This window comes from Flavobacterium sp. MEB061 (genome assembly GCF_000834715.1).
GTDB lineage: Bacteria > Bacteroidota > Bacteroidia > Flavobacteriales > Flavobacteriaceae > Flavobacterium > Flavobacterium pectinovorum.
The window spans coordinates 129,506-150,229 of sequence record NZ_JXQR01000059.1; the positions used below are offsets into that span (position 1 = coordinate 129,506).

General features: G+C 36.6%; 11 protein-coding genes. 1 reads left to right on the plus strand and 10 read right to left on the minus strand.

Going from position 1 to position 20,724, the window contains the following annotated elements; genetic code table 11:
* Positions 1 to 31 precede the first annotated feature (31 nt).
* From RT99_RS20610 to RT99_RS20640, 7 genes are all read right to left on the minus strand, one after another.
* On the minus strand, positions 32 to 2,167 hold the full coding sequence (locus RT99_RS20610; RefSeq protein WP_042566628.1) for a family 43 glycosylhydrolase: 2,136 nt from the start codon (positions 2,165 to 2,167) through the stop codon (positions 32 to 34).
* 321 nt (positions 2,168 to 2,488) lie between these two features.
* Positions 2,489 to 4,588, minus strand: coding sequence for a beta-galactosidase (locus RT99_RS20615; protein WP_052483743.1), 2,100 nt, complete (start codon positions 4,586 to 4,588; stop codon positions 2,489 to 2,491).
* Positions 4,589 to 4,598: 10 nt separating this feature from the next.
* Positions 4,599 to 7,289 carry a DUF5695 domain-containing protein gene (locus tag RT99_RS20620; RefSeq protein WP_042566629.1) on the minus strand — a complete coding sequence of 897 codons (2,691 nt, stop codon included), beginning with the start codon at positions 7,287 to 7,289 and terminating at the stop codon, positions 4,599 to 4,601.
* An 85-nt stretch (positions 7,290 to 7,374) separates the two neighbouring features.
* A complete protein-coding gene (locus RT99_RS20625; RefSeq protein WP_042566630.1) occupies positions 7,375 to 9,066 on the minus strand; it encodes a DUF885 family protein in 1,692 nt (563 codons plus the stop codon).
* A gap of 29 nt (positions 9,067 to 9,095) precedes the next feature.
* Positions 9,096 to 12,152 (minus strand): beta-L-arabinofuranosidase domain-containing protein, encoded by a 3,057-nt coding sequence (locus RT99_RS20630; RefSeq protein WP_042566631.1) that lies wholly within the window; start codon positions 12,150 to 12,152, stop codon positions 9,096 to 9,098.
* A 52-nt stretch (positions 12,153 to 12,204) separates the two neighbouring features.
* On the minus strand, positions 12,205 to 14,457 hold the full coding sequence (locus RT99_RS20635) for a S9 family peptidase (RefSeq protein WP_042566632.1): 2,253 nt from the start codon (positions 14,455 to 14,457) through the stop codon (positions 12,205 to 12,207).
* A 246-nt stretch (positions 14,458 to 14,703) separates the two neighbouring features.
* A complete protein-coding gene (locus tag RT99_RS20640; RefSeq protein ID WP_042566633.1) occupies positions 14,704 to 16,119 on the minus strand; it encodes an APC family permease in 1,416 nt (471 codons plus the stop codon).
* Positions 16,120 to 16,294: 175 nt separating this feature from the next.
* Here RT99_RS20640 and RT99_RS20645 point away from each other — a divergent pair, with 175 nt between their 5' ends.
* Positions 16,295 to 16,612 (plus strand): hypothetical protein, encoded by a 318-nt coding sequence (locus RT99_RS20645; RefSeq protein WP_042566634.1) that lies wholly within the window; start codon positions 16,295 to 16,297, stop codon positions 16,610 to 16,612.
* 195 nt (positions 16,613 to 16,807) lie between these two features.
* On the opposite strand, the gene RT99_RS20650 is transcribed toward RT99_RS20645, so the two are convergent.
* The 3 genes from RT99_RS20650 to RT99_RS20660 all read right to left on the minus strand — a co-directional run bounded on the left by RT99_RS20650 (position 16,808) and on the right by RT99_RS20660 (position 20,704).
* Entirely contained in the window at positions 16,808 to 18,043 is a 1,236-nt protein-coding gene (locus tag RT99_RS20650; RefSeq protein ID WP_042566635.1) for an FAD-binding oxidoreductase, read from the minus strand.
* A 78-nt stretch (positions 18,044 to 18,121) separates the two neighbouring features.
* Positions 18,122 to 19,132 carry a 4-hydroxyproline epimerase gene (locus RT99_RS20655; protein ID WP_042566636.1) on the minus strand — a complete coding sequence of 337 codons (1,011 nt, stop codon included), beginning with the start codon at positions 19,130 to 19,132 and terminating at the stop codon, positions 18,122 to 18,124.
* Positions 19,133 to 19,135: 3 nt separating this feature from the next.
* On the minus strand, positions 19,136 to 20,704 hold the full coding sequence (locus tag RT99_RS20660; protein ID WP_042566637.1) for an aldehyde dehydrogenase (NADP(+)): 1,569 nt from the start codon (positions 20,702 to 20,704) through the stop codon (positions 19,136 to 19,138).
* Between the last annotated feature and the right edge of the window lie 20 nt (positions 20,705 to 20,724).

The window sequence follows — 20,724 nt, forward strand, 5'->3', positions numbered from 1 at the left end:
AATTTAAACGGCTAAATTAATAAGTTTTTAATTATTCCTTTTTAGGTTTTGTCTGATTCATTTGCTGAAGTAAATCTTCCTGACTTAGCGCATAATCGTACATGCGCAGTGAAGCAATAAATCCGGAGAAATTTTCACCAATATCCGAAGCTCCTATTATAATTTTAGCTTTATCAACTGCCGATGATAACAGCATATTTTGAGAATTATCTAAAATACCGTCTACATAAATTTTCTCTACAACACCATCAAAAGTTAAAACGATATAATGCCATTTATCTGCTTCGGGAATCTTATTGAATTTCATATCAAAATGACCGTCTAAATGTACTCCTACACCATAACTCCCGCTGTTATAAGCCAGCGCATTGTATGAATTTGCTAAACCAAACTCTTGTCTGTCACACCAGGAAGCTATAATCTCTCCTTCTTTTGAGATTTCAGGATTTTTAACCCAGGCTGCAACTGTGTAAGAACCGTTCCATGCGAGGCTTTTTGGTACTGATTTATCTAAAGTAAAAGCTCCGTTTTTAAAATGAAAAGCCTTAATTCCTTCTGATTTTTCTAAAGATATGTCTCCGCTTTTGGTGAAAATTCCGCCAATAGAACCTTTATTAGAAATAGCATTCAGATCAGATATTTTTCCTGCATCAAGATCAACCAATAATTTTTTAGTGCTTTTAACGGCAGGAACTATTTTTGATGCTGCATTTTTTAATTTTAAAGGAAGATCAAATAATGAACTGTATATTTTGATGTTCCAGACTGCAGCATAAAGTCCGGTTTTTTCTGTTGCTAAAACCGTTAACTTTATATAACGCGCCGTTACGTCGTTGTCATCAATCATTGGGCTTCCGGCTGTTCGATTCTTGGATTTATCGGAATATAGATTCCAATTTTTTCCATTTAAAGAATACTCCAATTTGTATTGATAGTAATAACTGGCAAATTCAAATTGGGTCATTACTCTTTTTATCTTCTTTTCTGAACCCAAATCAACTATCAAATGTTGTGGCGTTGTATTATCGGCCGCTTTCCACATTGTGGCATTATTATCATCAGTTGCATACGAAGGTTGGTATTCATAATCGTACTGAGTTGATTTTAAATGATAAAAAGAAGAAGCTGTTGTTTTTGCCTTAAAAGCAATGTTTTCAGGAACCTCAGACTTTACCAAATCTTCAATCCCTTTATTTGAAGGCACAACCGTTTTGATTGTCGAATCGTTTTCAAAAATCATTTTATCAATGCAAACTTGTCTGGCTAGTCCGCCTCTGGTCATTGGATAATCGTGTTTGTGATATACAATGTAATAATCATCTTTCTCTTGTAATACAGAATGATGCCCGGGTCCATGAACGGTCTGATTTTCATTGGTACTCAAAATGGGATTATTTTTTCCGGGAGTAAAAGGTCCGTATGGCGAATTAGAATAAGAATAACGAACATTATAAGTTTCGTCATGACAAGACGCTCCGGAATACATCAGAATGTACTTAGAACCTTTTTTCATCATATAAGCGGCCTCAAATGGAGCCGGTGTTTGGGCTAAAGGTATATTGGCAGAATTCATCATTCCGCTCATATTTTTTTTGTTCAACTCTCCTACAGCATATCCGCCATTATAATGAACCCAGGTTCCCCAATATCCATAAATTTTTCCATCGGTATCTTTAAAAAACTGTGCATCTAGCGAAGGGAAATTTTCTCTGGGATAACCATTTGAAATTACCGGAACATCCTGATCACTTAATTTTTTCCAAGGTCCAACAGGCGTATCTGAAACATAGCCGTAAATATTACAGCCTATTTCGCAGTTTCCAAAATACAAATAATATTTACCATCGTCGCCTTCAATAATATCGGGAGCCCAAAAATTAGTAATCGATTTTGCTGAAAAAGAAGGGATTTCCATGATATAGTTGTACCAGTTTTTAAAGTCTTTACTATACCAGACCGTTGGTGCACCAGAGGCCAGCATTTCATTATCTGTAGTGGCATAGATATAATAAATATCTCCAAATTTTTTAATCGTAGGATCAGCAAACCAGCCAGGTAAAATAGGATTTCCGGCGCCTGGAGTATTTACATCAACGTCTTTTTGGGCAAAAATAGTTCCCGCAAAAAAAAGTAAAATGAGACTGTATAATAGGTTCTTTTTCAGCATTGCAATTATTAACTTTTGTTGATTTTAAAACGTTGGGTATGATTATTTTGATCCATTTATTCTGTATTGATTTGCAAATCCTTTATCTATTTTTCACGCAGATTTGGCAGATTTAGCAGATTTATTTTATAAACTCTTGTTTTAGATTTATTAAAAAAATATGTTTTTTTACCACTGCAGTAAATCTATGTTCCCCTGATTAAATTATTAAAATTAAAAAAAAAGAATCTGCACAATCTGCCAAATCTGCGTGAAAAAAATTAAACAAATAGAAACATCAGCCTGAAACCTAATCATTTAATTTACATTCAATGAATTCAATTAATATTTCCAAACCAGTACATCAGCAGTTTTTATTGCTGAAGTTCCAATAATAATTTTGGCGCTTTTCGGTAAATTGATATTGTAGATTTTATCCGAATAATTGACTGCGATACCAAATCCGTCACGATACTCCACCATAATACCCTCGGGATAATTTTCTATAGGAGCATTTTGCTTTTGGTATAATTTTCTTAATACTTGTTTTTCAAGTTCGCCATTTTTAGAATCTACACCAATGTAAGTAACTGTTCCTTTTCCTAAATTACGTGAAATAATAGCGGGAGTTCCAGCATAAAAATCGCCGTCGTAGGTTGCCCAAATTTCTGTTTCATTATTTGGTTTTAGTAAATCTCCCCAACTCGTCCAGCCAAATTCCTGATTATTAAACTTAATTATACCGGGAGATTGTGGCATTAAGAGATCATAGGATTCTATTTGTGAACCTATTAAATTCCACATGGGTTCATAGAATTTAGCTTCCCAAAGATGGCCTTCACGATTTTGAATTCCGGATCGACAACTCAGTATTAAATTCCCTCCATTTTTGGCATACAAAGTCAATTTATCAATCATTTTTTGGTCAATCATCTGATAAGCTGGCACTATTAAAAAAGGATAGTTTGAGAAATTAGTAGTATCCCGAACAAAATCAACTGGCGCACCCATCGATTTTGTTGCTTTATAATATTTTAAGAAATGCCCAATGGTATTCCACTCTTTTGTTTGCTTGTTTAATTCAATGCCCATCACATTATCGGCGTTAAATAGAATTCCGGTTTTACGTTTTAAGTAGTAATCCGGCAATACTGCTTTGGTATCATATTTTTTTCGTAACGTATCAATTTCTTTTATAAACTGGGAGAACTCTGTACCGCCAACGGTTGGTGTTACACCGTCTGTGCCTACAATACCATAATGAAATTGCTCATACCCATACAAAGGCGCACGAAAACGATACGTACACGCAAATTTACTTCCTCCGGCAAAAACATGCCATAACCACATACGAACACTTCCGGGCAATGGCTGCGGATTAATACTTCCCCAGTTCACTTGTCCTGGCTGTAGTTCCATACAGCCATACATACCTTTTAAAGGACGAAAAAAATCATTGGACATACCAATACTGGTATAATCTCCTAAACGATAGCCTTTTGAGCCAATTCCTAAACTTCCACCATAAACTAAGTAACGGGTGTAACAATCAAAATCCAGTTCCTTACTCATACCAACGAAACTTTCATCATAGTTGGATCTGTAATTAGACGTAATCCATTGGTCTTTGTTTATGTATTTTCGTATGGTAAGCGCTTGGCTATCCAAAAAAGTTGCCGTTTCCTGATCTGCAAATCGATAGTGATCTAATTGGGAATGTAAGTTCATCCCCCATTCCTTGTGTAACGGAATATTAATCTGATCAAAACTACTATAAGTTCCACTCCAAAAATTGTTTCCCCAAGCCTGATTTAAAGCGTCAATAGTTACATATTTTTCTTTTAGCCAATTGCGATAACGTTGCTGCGCATCTGGTCCATAATCCAGAAAACGTGATGGTTCATTGTCTACTTGCCAACCAATAATATTTTTATTATTACCATATCTTTTTGCCAATTGTTCAATCATTTTTAGCGAATAGCTTCGATAATAATTACTTGAAAATGATGCATGTTGTCTCGAACCGTGATCTGTTTTGGTTCCATCTTCATAAGTTGCAAGGATATCAGGATGCTGGCGAACCAACCATACAGGAGGTGTCGCTGTTGAAGTACACATGATAATTTTTAAATTATACTTTGCAGCAATTTCAACAGCTTTATCCAACCATTTAAAATCATAAACACCTTCTTTCGGTTCTAATTGCGCCCAGGCAAATTCACCAAAATGAGTAAACTCAAACCCCATTTCGGCAATTTTTTTCAAATCACGATCCCATTGACTCTCATCCCAATGTTCAGGATAATAGTAAACCCCTACTGTTGTCAGGTCTTTTTTTGGAAAAAATTTATCGAAATTTTGAGCACCAGAATGTAAACTGGTAAGTACTCCAAATACAGTAAATATTATTTTTTTGAAAAGGTGTTTTTTTGATTTCTGCATTATTTCATCCTTATAAATTAATTTGAATCTCTTTATTTTTCAAAGCAATTTTATAAGCGCCTCTCACTTTTTCATAAGATAATTTCACATCCTGATCTACTCTTAAATAAGCATTTGGTGTATAGGCTGTTTTAGGATCTAAAGTAAGGGTCACTTTTCCTGTTTTAGTATTATAACTTACCTTTTTAAAAGTTCCTGCATCCAATGTCAGCCACATTTTTTTCGGTGCAATGAAGATTTTAGATTTTGCTGCTGTTGTAATTTCTACCTCAACCTCATCTCCTTTTTCTGTTACATTTCCTCCAAAAGCCAGCCAACCGAATTCTTTTTCATTGGTAATAAAAGTAGCTGTATTAACCGCATACCCAAAGAAACCAGAACCATAATCTCCTGATAAATAATCGATTCTTAAGGTTTCAGGATAAGAGTGAAAAGCAGCTGATCCAAAACCATCTTCGGTAATATTTGAAATTCCGCCTAATAATCCGCCGTAACCTACTTTCAATAAATGAAAATCATCAGGTGTTTTTCTAAATTGCTCCAAAACTGGAATCGCATTTAAAGCCGAACCATAATGATGAATTTGACGCTCTACTCTGGATAATTTTCCTCCGTATAAAAAATCCCAATACCTGCGCGCATTTCCGTTATACGCCCAGTGCGGCATTGTAGGCATATAGGCTAAAATAGCATCAAGGGTTATTTTTGCTTTATCATTGTATCCAAAATAATCTGACCACATATACACTTCTTCCTGACCTGTAGAATCCCAGGGCATTTCACTTCCAAAAGGGTAATTTAGTGTTCTCCAATGATCTGCTCTCACTTTCATTTTAGCCTCCAGATTATTGGCCATTTCTGTATATCCTTCGGTTTTTAAATCTTTCAAAATCAATAAAAAAACCGTTCCTTCCATTTGTCCAAACTGCGCATAATAGGGCGCTAAAGTTGTCATGGCAATACTGGTTTCGTAAGCGCTTTTTAAATACCAGTCCCAGTCGTGATTGGTAACCAAACCGTCATGGTATCTTGCCAAACGGTACATTGTCCAATAAGCGGCTGCAACGTGCGGATAATTATAAGATCTTCCCGGATCATCAGATCCTTTTTTGTCCCATGCAGCCCAGGTTTTGTAATTAACATCTTTGCTGTAAGTTCCCTCTGGCATTAATTTGGGTTCATAATAAAAAACACTTTTTTTAACGCCAAATTTCAATGTATCAGCGGTATTGTACTGAATTCCGCCCCATAACGTTTTATCAACAAACTGCTGTAATTTTTCTATTTCTTGTTTATTTGGTTCTACCAATTGTTTCATGACAGCGCCAAGCCAGCCTCCTGCTCCGCCTTCGTCGCTTAAACCCGAAATCCAGACACGACTGTCCTGAACAACTTGTTTTTTGGTTTCATAATCATACGAGATTACCGAAGGATTTCTGTGAAAAGGATCATTTTTTTCATCAAACCATTGGGCTGTAGTCAAAAAATGTCCAAAATCAGCAACTACATTGGTTTCTGATTTGATTACTTTATAATTGATGGTTTGCTCTAAACCGTCTTCGTATATAACTGTTAATCTGGCTCTTCCCCATTTTTTCCCGTGTACAGCATATTGAAAATAGCCGTTTTTATTTTTTGATTTTTCCTCGATTGTCAAAGATCCTTCCGGCTCAATTTTAAAAGATTTTACTGCTTTTTTATATTTCAAAAAAAGCTGACCGTCAACATCCTGAGGCAATACATAACCCGGAACACCAACTGCTACCGGACGTTCGTTTTGAATTAAACCAGCCTGAATGTTTTCAATTTGGTCAACCAAAACAAACTTCAATGAAAAACTTTTCGTTTCTCCCGGCTGAAGCGCTAATGAAGTTGGCGTATTCCATTGTTCAGCCGTTTTCCATTCGTTATCGGCATAGGCTTTACTGATTGGCATCCACTCATGAAAACCTTCAAAGACAATACTTCTTGGTGTATCATCATCCAATAAAGGACGATACGCTTCAAAAGGCATATTCGTTTCCGGAAGTACTAACAATGCGGGGCCGTGACCACTTAATCTTTTTACTTCAAGATAACCGGCATCTTTACCAATATAAGGATCAAAAAAGACGTTGTGAAGATGGGTTTCATCTAATGTTTTTCCTTCCAGAATATTATTAAAAACCATAGGAACCCCTAATGCACCTATTTCCTGAACCGTAGCCGATTTATTTGCAATTTCAAAACGCAAGATTAAATTGCCGTCTTTTTGTTCGTAAAAACGCTTTATGGTTAAAGGAATATCGGCTGGCAATGTATTCGAAAGATCGGCTGCTGCCAAAACATTTCCCGAAACATTTAAAGGCGTAACTGAAGCTCTTTTTGCTGCTGTTGAATAACTTTTCCAGCTTCCATCTACTGCTTTAATTCTCAGATTAATATCTCCTAATTGATAAAGTCCGTCTTTATCACGAATCGAGAGTCGTTCTCCGGGTGTAAAATCGAAAGTTTTATCTGTAACCGGAGACAAAGTGGCAACTGTTTGAGATGCTTTTACTAATTTAAGTTCAAAAGATTTTGTGCTCAAATTAAGAAATCCTTTGTCTATTTCAAGAGTTGATTTTTTGGTTTTGATTTTATCCCAATATTCTTGTGCCTGCAAGTTATTTACAACAAAGGTGCAGCCAATAATTAAAGCAAATAATTTTATTTTCTTCATAATTCCTATTATTTTTAAAGAGCTGAACAGACTTAATTCAGCTTCTTTGTTATACTTTTTACAGATAAATTTCAGCGTATTCTAATTATTTAAAATCAGTCGAAAACTTCCAATTGGTTTTATAATCTTCAGAGACAGGCAGCTCTTCGAGTAAAATTCGCAGCATTTCTACAGGCATAATATTTTCTTTTAAAACACGGTCATGAAATTGCTTTTCTGTCCATCCTTTGGCTAACAATTCATTTCTTAAAGCATAAAACTGTAAACCTCCTGTCATGTACGCCACCTGATACAACGGTGCGTCTCCACTGGCAAACGAACGTCTGACTTCGGCTTCTGCATTTGCTTTTTCGTGTCCAACTTCATTCACTAATAAATCGATACATTGCTGCGGTGTCATTTCGCCCAAATGATATTTTAATGAAAATATGATGCGTGCACAACGATGAATTCTCCAAAATAACATGCCTAATTTTTGTTCGGGTGTCTGCGGAAATTGCTTGTTCCAAAGATTAATTTCCCAATACAAAGCCCAGCCTTCCATCCAGAACGGCGTATCAAAAGGCTGACGATATGATTTGTAACGGCTGTTCATAAAAAACTGTAAGTTATGTCCCGGAAGTAGTTCATGCTGTACGGTTGCAAAAGAAAAATTCGGATTATTACCGCGCATGCTCATCAATTTGTCTTTCTGATCCATGCCTTCGGTTGGATAGGATATGCTGATTTCCCAGCCACCTGTAAAAAACGGATTTATTTTTTGACGTTCCGGCGTCATCATAATCATCTGCCAGGTTTCTTTTGTCAAATCCGGCAACGTTATTAAATCTCTGTCTTCTATAAATTTTACTGATTGATTGTATAAATTAGTAATCGCTTGTGGCTGTTCACCTGCCGGAACATAAGTATCTTTAACATGTTCGAGTGCTTTTTTCCAATCGTTTCCATAACCCAATTCTGTTGATGCTTTGATCATTTCTTTTTTGCACCATTCAAACTGACTTTGTGCCGTCGATATTAATTCTTCCGGAGAATATGGAATGTATTCAAATGCAAGGCTTTTGATGATGGCATCTCTTCCAATTGGTTTTCCAATAATTCCGCTTCCATCATCTTTTACACTTGTTTTTGGATAATTGGTTTTTAGAAATTCCTCATAAACTTTAAGTTTCTCAGACAGGTTTTTATACGGTTTTTCCATCCACCATGTAAAATCCGGATCGTAACTATAGTAAAACTCATAGGCTTCTTTTAAGGATCGTTGAAAAGCAGCTACTGATTTTGCAGCTTTATCGGCTGCGAACCAATCTTTAAATGGTTTTGTTTTTAATACTTCTGTTTTTTTATCGATGCTGTTTCCGGCACTATCAAATGCTTTTGCCAATTGACTGGAAGCCGGTTTTTTACCTCTTCTTCTTTCCTGAATAAACAGCGAAATATCGGTTGAAAAATCCAAGACTGAAGCCACTTCTTTATAGGCTTTATATTCTATCTGCAGAAAATAATCTTCTTTGCTGATCAGGTTTTTCAATAATAAATAATCGACTTTTCCGTCTTTAGATAAATTTTTGAAATCAATATTTTTTACTGTTTTGGACCAATCGGCATAAAATTTAGAAAAACGCACATAATATTCTTCCGATTCATTGTTCGAATAAAAATTTTGCAGCGCAGTTTTATCTGCCTGAAAGGTATTTACAACATCTATTAGTTCGCTGGAAAAAGAGGGCGTTACCATAAATAAAAATAAAATAAGGCTCAGAATTAATTTTTTCATGGTTTTGATTTTTAATATTTTATGGTTACTTATTTCAATATTACATCAAGGTAAACCGAATGACGTCCGTACGTTTCATAAAAAGGTTTGTAAAGGATTCCGTCTATAGTAAACTCTAATTTTTTAGCATCTCCGGTTATTGATTTGCCAATATCTTTTGCATCAAAAGTTACTTTACGCCAGTCTTTTCTTGGTTCTGTTTCCTGTGCTGCCAATAAAATTGGTCCGTAAAATAAACTGGCTATATTTTGCTGATCCATAACAGGTTCTAAGTGAAACTGAAAAGGCATACGCAACTCAATTACATCTCCATCTTTCCATTTTTTATTCAGCGTAAGATAACTTCCCGGCTGTGCTTTTACTTTTTCCTCTTTTTCATTTATCTTCACAAAAAATCCTTTGGTCGCCCAATGTGGTACACGAACCTTAAGATCGAATTTCCCGTTTCCGTTGATCTTTAATTTGGTAAAATCTTCATTCGGAAAATCTGTTGTTTGCTCGATTGTTATGTTTTTTTCTGCCCATTTTAATGTCGAAGGCACATACAGATTTACATAAAGTGCATTGTTATCGGCACTTTTAAAATAAATTGAATTCTGGAATTTGGTATTACTTTCAATCGCTGTTCCATTACAGCAGGTAAATCCTGTCATGTGTGTATTTCCAAATTGTTTTACCGAACCCGGTCTCAACGGCACATGGTATGTATTTGCAGGACTGTTTTCTGCTACCGAAGAAAGAATGTGATTGTAAAGACCACGCTCGTAATAATCCATTAACTCTGCACGCTGATCGTATAGAAATAAATCTCCGGTTAATTTTAGCATGTTGTAAGTCGCACAGGTTTCATTTTGACCTCCCGATGAAAAACCGTTTTCATAAATCGTAGCGGGCTGACTAATAAAACATTCGGCATTTGCTGGATTTCTTGCTCCGGCAACTCCTCCAATACTGTACATATAATCGTTTACGGTTTTGTACCAAAAATTATCAGCAACACGGTAATAATCAGGTGTGTTTGAATCGCGATACATTTCCAGCGCTCCCATAATTTGCGGAATATGCTGATTAGCATGTAATCCTCTAAAAGTATCTACATTTTTAGCCAGTCCGTGTGTATGGTTAGCATCGCCGTAAAAGACTTTGATGTTGTCGAATAATTGTGCTACTTCCAGATAATGAGGATCTTTTGTAATTCTGTATAACCTTGCCATTGCTTCGTTCATTCCACCAAATTCTCCTGCGATGTAGCGATTCCACATACTGATTAGCGTTTCGGTTGGCAATTTTTTCATACGGGCGTATACCCAATTGCCCATCCCTTTTGCGGTTTCAAGCGCTTTTTCGTTACCGCTCACTTCGTAAACATCCATTAATCCGGCCATAATTTTATGTAAGGTATAATAAGGAGCCCAAATTTGAGTTTTTTGTCCGCCGTAAGTTGCTCCATTTTCGAGCATAATAAATTGATCCGGAGGATAAGCACTAATAAAACCTTCTCCCCAATTCCAGTAATCGGTGCGAATGCCTTCCGGACTCAAATCTGAATCATAGTTTGTTTTTCCAGGACCAAAAGGAACTGCCGTCGGATCTGACACAAATTTACCTCCGGCTTCCTTTGGTTTTCCTGAAAGCTTTTCTAAGTCGTACAATGTATTAACCATGTACTCCATTTTATCTTTAAAATTAGCCTGAAGCGTTTTATCATAACCTGTACTTGCATACGCCTGAGCAATCGCAGTTAAGTAATGCCCTGTAGCATGACCGCGTAATTTGGTTTCCTGAGTGTCCCAAACGCCAAGCGGTTCTGCTTCTTTGGGCTGTGGCTGCCCAAAAGCGTTGCGAAACATATACAGGAAAGAATCCGGATCTGTCGTTGCGAGGGTTGTCAGGAACTTGTCACGATTTTCTATAAATTTGGTTTGATGTCCGTCAAGATCAACGTTTAAGACAATCTGATCTAATTTGAAAACTTCGAGTTTGCGTTCTGGTGTTGCAGTTTCTTTGGCTTCTTTGACAATTACTGTTGCTTTAGGCTTTAAATCTGTTCCAGAAATGCTTCCGGTTACGGTATATTGTCCACTTTTAAGTACGTCGCTATTATCCTTCGGCGAAGGCCAAATTACTCTTACCTCCGGCCCTTCAATTCCATTGGTATAAACGCCTTTTATATAACTCGGTAATCTTGGGAGTGTACCCACAACTGTTTCCACTTTTACATCAGAAACGCTTGTTAGAAATTGATTATAAAGCTGTGATGTTGTTGCTGCAAACTTTGGCAAATCTGCGGTTTGTTCTTCTCCAGATTCTTCTTCCTGATTTTCTTTGAGGGCATTATTATAAATTCTGGTAATTTGTTTGTCTGTTAATGGAACTCTGTAAATTCTGAAATCATGCAATTTTGCATTGAGATAAATATTGCTGTCTGCGAGCGATTTTCCGATGTACAGTTTATTTTTTTCTGCTGAATTATAATCGAATAATTTTGCTAAGTCCAATTCTACATTCTTGGTTTCATTTACCAATAATCTATTCACGTAAGTGCTAATCGATTTGGATGGAATATTAATCACAACTGCAACATAACTCCATTTTCCTGTTTCTAAAGCTGCTGATTTTGTTGTGTATTTTGTTCCCGTTTCAGTAATAACCTGCGTTTGAGTTCCGGCTTCATTTTCTGTTCCGGCTGGTGCAAAAAACAAATGTGAATTGGTGTTTTTTCCAAAATCAAAAAATCGCTGGTCTTTTTGTGGAGATCTTAAGAAAATCCATCCTGAAATACTCAATGATTCTTCTCCCAACAATCCGTCGGCAGGAATAGAAACAAAAGCTTTACTGTCTGCGGGTAAAGAAAGTACGGTTCCAAATTGTTCGTCATTTACAAATTTGGCTTTTGTATCCTGAATTTTACCGTGCAAATTATTTCGTGACCAGTCTTTTGCATCGCCATCAAAAACATAGCGGGCAATTAATCCGGTTTCTCCAATTCCGTCCAAAATCTGATCGCCGTTTTGCGCGTTCAGTGTTGTTGTACTTAGTGCACAAAAACTTAAAATCGCACTAATAAATAACTGATATTTTTTCATCACTGCTTCTTTTTCTTATGATTACAAAATCTCTTTTTCTTTTAGAAATTCCCTATTTCGTATAAATTTCTTCCCATGTTGGAGGAATAACTCCTAACAAATGCTGTACAAAATAGTCTCTGCGTTTGCGTTCTCCAAAATCTCCTCCGGCAGAATGTCCCATTCCGGGAACGGTTACTAATTCGAAATTTTTATTGGCTTTTATTAAGGCATTTGCAAATTGCATCGTTGAAGACGGATCAACATTATCATCTAATTCTCCCAGAATCAGCATCAGGTTTCCTTTTACTTGTGCTGCATGCGTCGTATTGGAACAGGCTTCGTATTCTGGTCCAACAGGATATCCCATCCATTGTTCGTTCCACCACATTTTGTCCATTCGGTTATCATGACAACCGCAAGATGATACGGCTACATCATAAAAATCTGAGTTAAAGACCAAAGCGGCTCCTGCATTTTGTCCGCCTGCTGATGTGCCGTGAATTCCCACTTTATCAATATTCATATAAGGATATTTTGCAGCAGCGGCTTTCATCCAAAGTTTTCTATCAGGGAAACCGGCATCTTTTAAGTTTTTCCAGCAAACATCCTGAAAAGCTTTTGAACGATTTGAAGTTCCCATTCCGTCAATCTGAACCACAATAAATCCTAATTCTGCCAAAGAAGACATGGCCCAATAATAAGGCTGGAAATTTTTTGGAACAAATGAATCATGAGGTCCGGCGTATATATATTCGATAATTGGATATTTACGATTGGGATCAAAAGTAGTCGGGCGTACAATCATTCCCCAAATATCTGTTTTGCCGTCTCTGCCTTTTGCTGTAAAAACTTCAGGCGCGGTCCATCCCGTTTTTTCTAATGCCGAAATATCGGCTTTTTGCATTTCGACAATTGTTTTTTGAGAATCTACACTTTTCAGAACTGTAATTGGCGGAGCATCTACACGCGAATACTGATCTACATAAAATTTATAATCTGGTGAAAAAGTTACTTTGTGATTGCCGTTTTCAGTGGTTAATCTGGTGAAGTTTTTTCCGTTAAAATCAATTCGGCAAAACTGAAGCAAATAAGGATCCTGATTGCTGTCTAATCCGCTGGCCGTAAAGTAGATTTGTTTCTTTTCTTCATCGACTTTTATTACTTCTCTTACCGGCCAGTTTCCTTTGGTAATCTGATTTTTTACTTTTCCCGTAAGGGCATCATACAAATACAAATGATTCCAGCCGTCGCGTTCTGAAGCCCAAACTATTTCGTTGCTTTTTTTGCTGTTGTAACGAAATTTTTTACCACTGTAATCTATAAAAGTTGGACTTTTTTCTTCTATGATAACTTTTACATTTCCGGTAGCTGCATTTAGTTCAAGAACACGATACAATTGATGTCCTCTTTGATTGTATTCAAAAGTAAGGCCGCTGTTGTCGTCTTTCCATTCTATTTCTGTGAGTTCATATTGCTCCGGAAATAAATCTGTGGCAACGGGAATATGTTTTTTTGAAGCCACTACAAACAACTGCGGACTTTTAAATGGTAATTGATCGCCTGGTTTTAAATAATCTCTGTTTTGCAGTTTTGGCTGAAACTGATCTGCGGGACTTGATTCTACAAAATAAATTTTATGCTCTTCTCCCGGTCTTACTTTGTAGGCCATAATCATTTTACTGTCTGGCGACCATTGCATATAAGACGAATAATAAAACCCTTTTGAGCCATCATAACTTAATTGGGTTTCTGCTTTTGTTTTTTTGTTTTGTATGTATAAATTATAATTTTTTATGAATGCAATATGCAGGGAATCCGGAGAGCCTACGGGTTTATTTCCAAACTCATCAAAATTTCCGCCCCAGTATTCATTTTTGTTTAATGGCAGTTTATAACCACTTACTTTTGTTAGTTCGTATGTTTGTAAATTACAAGAAAGTTTAAGTGTATCTGTTGTAAAAACCAGTTTTTCAAGCATTTTATCAAATTCTAAATTTTCAATTGGAAGATCTTTTGCAGTAACTTCTTTACCCGAAAATTTAGATAAGGATTGTGCTAATTTTGTATGGTCAAACGCCTGAGATTGCTTTTGCTGTTTGGTGTTTACCAAAAGAAATTCTTTTCCTTTTTGCAGGTTATTGCTATACCATACATAATCATTTCCAATCCAATGAAATTCTTTAGGCGTATTAATCACTTTATTCTTAAATAAAGAATCTACGGCATTTGCTTTCTTATACTCTTTCAAAGTTCCCTGAGCGTGAGCAAACAAACACCATGAAAGTGTTAAAAACACACTTATTTTTTTGTTAGTTGTCTTCATAATTTAAATATTAATAAAAATATATATTATTTATTGACGGTTATGGGTTAATATTAACAGATAGTAATATTATATTACCCATCAGAAGAAAGATATAAGCAAAATCAGTTATTAAATGCATATTACAAGTATTCAATATTGCAGAGACACAGTAGTGTCTACAAAAGGTTGTCGATATGCAATGTCTAAGACGCACTGCTGTGCGTCTCTACATTATATTTTGGAATTCGATAGACTTAACAGGTTTTATTTAGAGGTTTTTTCTTTAATTGAATAATAAATTGGAATTCCCAGCAGCATTATAAAAACACCCCAGCCACAAGTTGAAAATTTGGTAAACAATAAGGAAATGCAAACTGCCGAAGCAATTATAATATAGAATATTGGCAAAAAAGGATATCCAATTGCTTTGTATGGACGAACGGCATCGGGCATTTTTTTACGAAGGCGTATGATTCCGTAAATGGTTAAAATGTAGAAAATCAACACGATGATGATTACAAAATCCAGCAAATCACCATATTTGCCTGTAAGACATAATACTGAAGCCCAGATACATTGTGCCCATAATGCCCAGGCAGGAACACTTGAATGGTTTAATACGGCTGCTTTTTTAAAGAACAAACCATCGGTGGCCATTGTATAATAAACTCTGGCTCCGGCCATAATCAATCCGTTGTTACACGCAAAAGTCGAGATCATAATCATTAATGCGATAATAAGGGTTCCGATATCTCCAAAAATATAATCACAGGCTACTACTGCTACCCGATCTGATTTTGCGCCGGCAATTTCGTTTAACGGAATTACGGCTACATACATCAAATTGGTCAGTACATAAATTATGGTTACGATTAAAGTTCCCAGAAACATGCTTAACCCAACATTTCTTTTCGGATTTTTTATTTCTCCTGCAATAAAAGTAACTCCTGTCCAGGAATCACTCGAAAATAAAGTGCCAACCATTGCTGCAGAAATTCCCGAAATTAAAGCTGTTGTGCCAATTGGCATCCAGGATCCGTTTTCAGTATTGAAAGAATGTGGTGTCCAGGCATCTGTCCAGTTTGCATTCCAGATAGAAGATTTAGCCGCTAAGGTGAATCCGAAAATAATCAATCCTGAAATGGATACAATTTTTATAATGGTTAAAATGGTTTGTAGAATCTTGCTGTTTTTTACACCACGTGTGTTTAGATAGGTAAGAAAAACAATGGTTACAATAGAAACAATTTGTGCTACATTGAGCTTAAAACTGCCCATTTCATACAGGATATTTTCGTCACTGACAGCAGGAATTAGATAGGCCGCAAATTTTGAAAATGCTACTCCAACCGCTGCAATTGTTCCGGTTTGGATAACGGCAAAAAAACTCCAGCCGTACAAAAAGGCAATCAATTTATTATAAGCTTCTTTTAGATAAACATATTGTCCGCCTGCATTGGGAAACATGGCGCTTAATTCTGCGTAGCTTACTGCAGCAATCATCGTTATGATTCCTGAAATAAGCCATATCAAAATAAGCCATCCTGTTGATCCTACTTGTCGGGCAATATCGGCACTTACAATAAATATTCCGGAACCTATCATGGAACCTACCACAAGCATGGTTCCGTCGAGAAGTCCGAGTTCTTTTTTAAATTCTTCCTGATTATTATCTGTCATTTTGGGTTTGTTTTTTGGTTGTTTTTTTTTAGGTATGCGAAAAGGTTGTATTGAATCTAAATTGAGTTAGGATTTAGATTTTCAGATGATCAGTCTGAATGTTTATGCTATAATATTTCAATTTTAAAGCTCCGGCGGAGCAAGATATTTATAGTTGAATTTTAGATTATTTTATATGAGCTCCAGCGGAGCGATATATGCGTTTTACGGAAAAATATTTCACCCCGATGGGGTTCAACAAAATGAACGTATTATTTTCTATAAATATTTCGCCCTTTCAGGGCTTGTAAAGATCATTGTCCAGCGAGCTCGGGCGGAACGGAATATTTACGGCAATCCATATATTTCAACATTAGAACTCCAGCGGAGCGGTATGCATTTTACCAAGAAATATTTCACCCCGATGGGGTTTAATAAAATGAACATATTCTTTTTCTATAAATATTACGCCCTTCCAGGGCTTGGTAGCTCCGGCGGAGCAGAATATTTATAGCAATTCGTACATTTCAACATTAGAGCTCCAGAGGAGCGGTATACATTTTATGGAGAAATATTTCACCACAATGGGGTTTAATAAAATGAACATATTCTTTTCTATAAATATCATGCCTTTTCAGGGCTAGCAACCTACATGTTTTGTTCTAAATAAAAAATTCAGCTTCAATCTTTAAAAAATTGAAGCTGAATTTTAGAATTGAAACATTTGGGTGTCTACAGAAGTTTTCTTTTCAGAAATAATCTCTGCGACTATTTTTCCTGTTGCAGGGGCAAGACTTAGTCCCATCATGGCGTGGCCTGTAACCAAAGTTAAGTTTTTAAGTTTTTTATCTCTGGCTATGATTGGCATTCCGGAAGGTGTACAAGGCCTGAATCCAAACCAGGTTTCTTCTTCTTTCGGCATTTCGATTTTTAGATCGGGGTAAAAATCATTGATCGAATTGACAATTCCCTGAAGTCTGTTTTGATTGATTTTGGTATCGTTGGTATGGGTGATTTCCATTGTTCCTCCAAAACGTATATCATTGTTCATGGGGGTTACGGCTACTTTTCCTTCGCATAAAATACTTGGAATAGATGGTTTATGGTTTTGATCTTTCAGTGTAAAACTGTACCCTTTTCCCGGTAAAATCGAAATATTGATATTTAATTTTTTAGCGATATGCGGACTCCATGATCCTGTTGCCAAAACTACTTCGTCTGTTGTAAAATTGCCTTTGTCGGTTATAATTTCGGCAATGGTGTTGTTCTTTAACACAAAATCACTAACTGTTGTCGAAGGGTGAATTTGTACATTGAGCTGTTTTAATTCGTCTTTTATAAACTGCATGAATTTTTGCGGATAAACATGTGCATCGCTTTTATAATGTACACCGCCAATTACATTTGTGGCTGTTCCTTTCTCTAGTTTTGTAACTTCTTCTTTGGAAAGAAAATCAACTTCTAAACCTAATGCTTCTGCCAGTTTTCCTTCATGATGAATTTCTTCTGCTGTTTTATCGGTTTTATAAAGCATTAAAAGTCCTTTTTCTTCATAAAAAAAAGAGTTGTTTTGTTTGGCAAAATCCTGATATAACTCTTTGCTTAAAAGTGATAAATCGCAAAGTGCCGGCATTGCTTTTTCTACATGGTTTAAATTTGCATGTTTATAAAATTGCAATCCCCATTTCATTAAATCTCTGTTTAATCTGGGTTTTACATAAAACGGACTATGGCTATCGAACATCCATTTTATTCCCTGGGCAATCATACCCGGCTGTGCGAGTGGAATAATATGCGAAGGAACGATCATTCCGGCATTTCCGTAAGAACAGCCATCATTCATATCTGATTTATCAAAAACAACTACTTCATAACCTTCTTTGGCTAAATAATAAGCTGAACACAAGCCTATTATCCCTCCACCAATTATACTTAATTTTTTCATTAGTCTTATAAATTTAAAAATTCATTGGCCTCGAAAGTTATCTGCAAACCAATGAATTTTTTATATTATTATTTTCTTTTAAATCACCTGAAAACCAAACGCATACGGATCATCATCTTCGTCAATAATGATATTGTTATAACCGTAAACCTTTGCCCAACCCTGAATACTGGGTACGATGGCTTTGATACTTCCTATAGAAGTTTCTTCTTCTACCCGGCCAATAAATTTGCTTCCAATAAAACTTTCATGAATATAGTCTTCTCCTTTTTTAAGTTTTCCTTTTGCATGAAGTTGCGCAATTCTGGCTGAAGTTCCGGTTCCGCAGGGAGAACGGTCGATTGCTTTATCTCCATAAAAAACGGCATTTCTGCCTGATGAAGTGGGATCTATAGGATCGCCTGTCCACAGCATATGACTTACATCACGAATCGTATCGTTTTCGGGATGAATGAAGAGATTTGGATATTTCTCATTTATTCTTTTGCGCACTTCCTGACTGTATTGCACAATTTTTCCTGCTGTAAAATCCTGAACTCCTGAAAAATTCTTTTGTGGGTCGACAATGGCGTAATAATTTCCACCGTAAGCGACATCAAAAACAATTTCTCCCAATTCGGGGCAATCTACCGTAAGTCCTTCAGCGGCCAGATATGATTTTACATTGGTCAAACGCACCCAATCTACTTTTTTACCGGTTTGGTGATATTCAATCTGAACCAAACCTGCAGGTGCTTCCATTTTAATTTTTCCCGGAATTTTAGGAATTACCAAACCTTCTTCAATGGCAATAGTGATCGTTCCGATAGTTCCGTGGCCGCACATAGGCAAACATCCTGAAGTTTCGATAAATAGAATTCCAAAATCATTTTCAGGATTGCTTGGCGGATACAATATACTGCCGCTCATCATGTCATGACCACGGGGTTCAAACATAAGTCCTTTACGAATCCAGTCAAATTCTTTTAAAAAATGCTGGCGTTTTTCACTCATATTCGCTCCAATCAAATTTGGACCACCACCAGCAACAACTCTTACTGGATTTCCACAAGTATGTGCATCTACACAAAAAAAGGTTTTTCTAGGCATATATTAAATAGGATTGTGGGTTACTATGTCGTTTACTATTCTATTAATTCCTAACGGATTGCTATCCTGCAGCGCGACTGGCAATAGCTGATTTGGCCAATCCTGAAAAGTTACCGGACGTACCCATCTTTTAACCGCTGTTAATCCAACTGATGTAAATTTGGAGTCTGAGCTTGCCGGAAAAGGTCCTCCGTGTGTCATTGCCGAACAAACCTCAACACCCGTAGGAACATTATTAAAAATTAATCGGCCTACTTTGTTTTTAAGATTTTCAATTACTTCTTTGAAATCTTCCCATTCGTTTAAATCTCCATTTAAAACTGTGCCGGTCAGCTGCCCTTCTAAATCAAGAATAATTTCATTAAGCTGCCCGATATCATCACATTTAACTACAACAGAAAATGGCCCGAAAACTTCCTTATGAAATGTTTTGTTTTTTAAGAAGATATCGCCATCGACCGTAATAACATTTTGCAATGCATAATTCGGTTTTATACTTCTCTCTAAATTGGTTTGCTGTGTATATCCTTCTTCTCCAAGTACTTCTGATTTTAGACGCTCATATTGTGCTTTTATATTAGGATGCAGCATGCAAGTTGGCTCTAATTTATCGATCTCTAAAGCTAAAATAGTAATAAAATAGTCCAATTCGTTGCTTTTTATTCCTAAAATAAGCCCCGGATTTGTGCAAAACTGACCCGTTCCTGCCACAATCGATGCAGCATAATTTTGAGCCCATTTTTCGGCATCGGTTTTCAATGCAGAGGGTAAAATGAGTACCGGATTGATACTTCCCATTTCTGCATAAACAGGAATTGGAACAGGTCTGTTGGCAGCAATTTTACAAAGTGCCGTACCTGCTTTTATACTTCCTGTAAATCCTACTGCTTTTATGGAAGGATGTTCTACCAAAGCTGTTCCGACTTCTATACCGCTGCTATTAAGATTAGAGAAAACACCATTGGGCATTCCGGTTCTTTGGGCTGCTTTAATAACTGCAGAAGCTACTAGTTCTCCTGTTCCCGCATGAAGCGGATGCGATTTAACCACTACAGGGCAACCGGCTGCCAAAGCGCTTGCAGTATCGCCTCCTGCAGTAGAAAAAGCAAGTGGAAAATTACTGGCTCCAAAAATAGCTACAGGTCCTAACGGAATCTGCAATCTTCTAATATCCGGTTTTCCTTCGGTTTTGTTGATAATCGCTTCTACCCAGGAACCTTCTCTCAACATCGTCGCAAATGCTCTTAGCTGTCCGGTGGTTCTGGCCCGTTCGCCGTTGGCTCTTCCGGCCGGAAGACCTGATTCCTGAATATAAGTGGTTAATAAATCCTCGCCAAGTGCTTCAATTTCTTCCGCTATAGCTTCGAGAAAATCGGCTTTTTTTGCATCTTCAATTACGCCGTATGTTTTAAAAGCTTCTTCGGCTAATGCTACAGCTTTGGAAATTTCATCTGCGGCAGCTTCGTAGAAAACAGTTTCATTTTCAGAATTTAATTCCGGATTTACGGTTTTGTATGTCGTTTTACCTTTTGCGGAAAGCACGTCTCCAATATAATTTTTTCCTGTAGTCATCGCTTTCTATTAAAATTAAA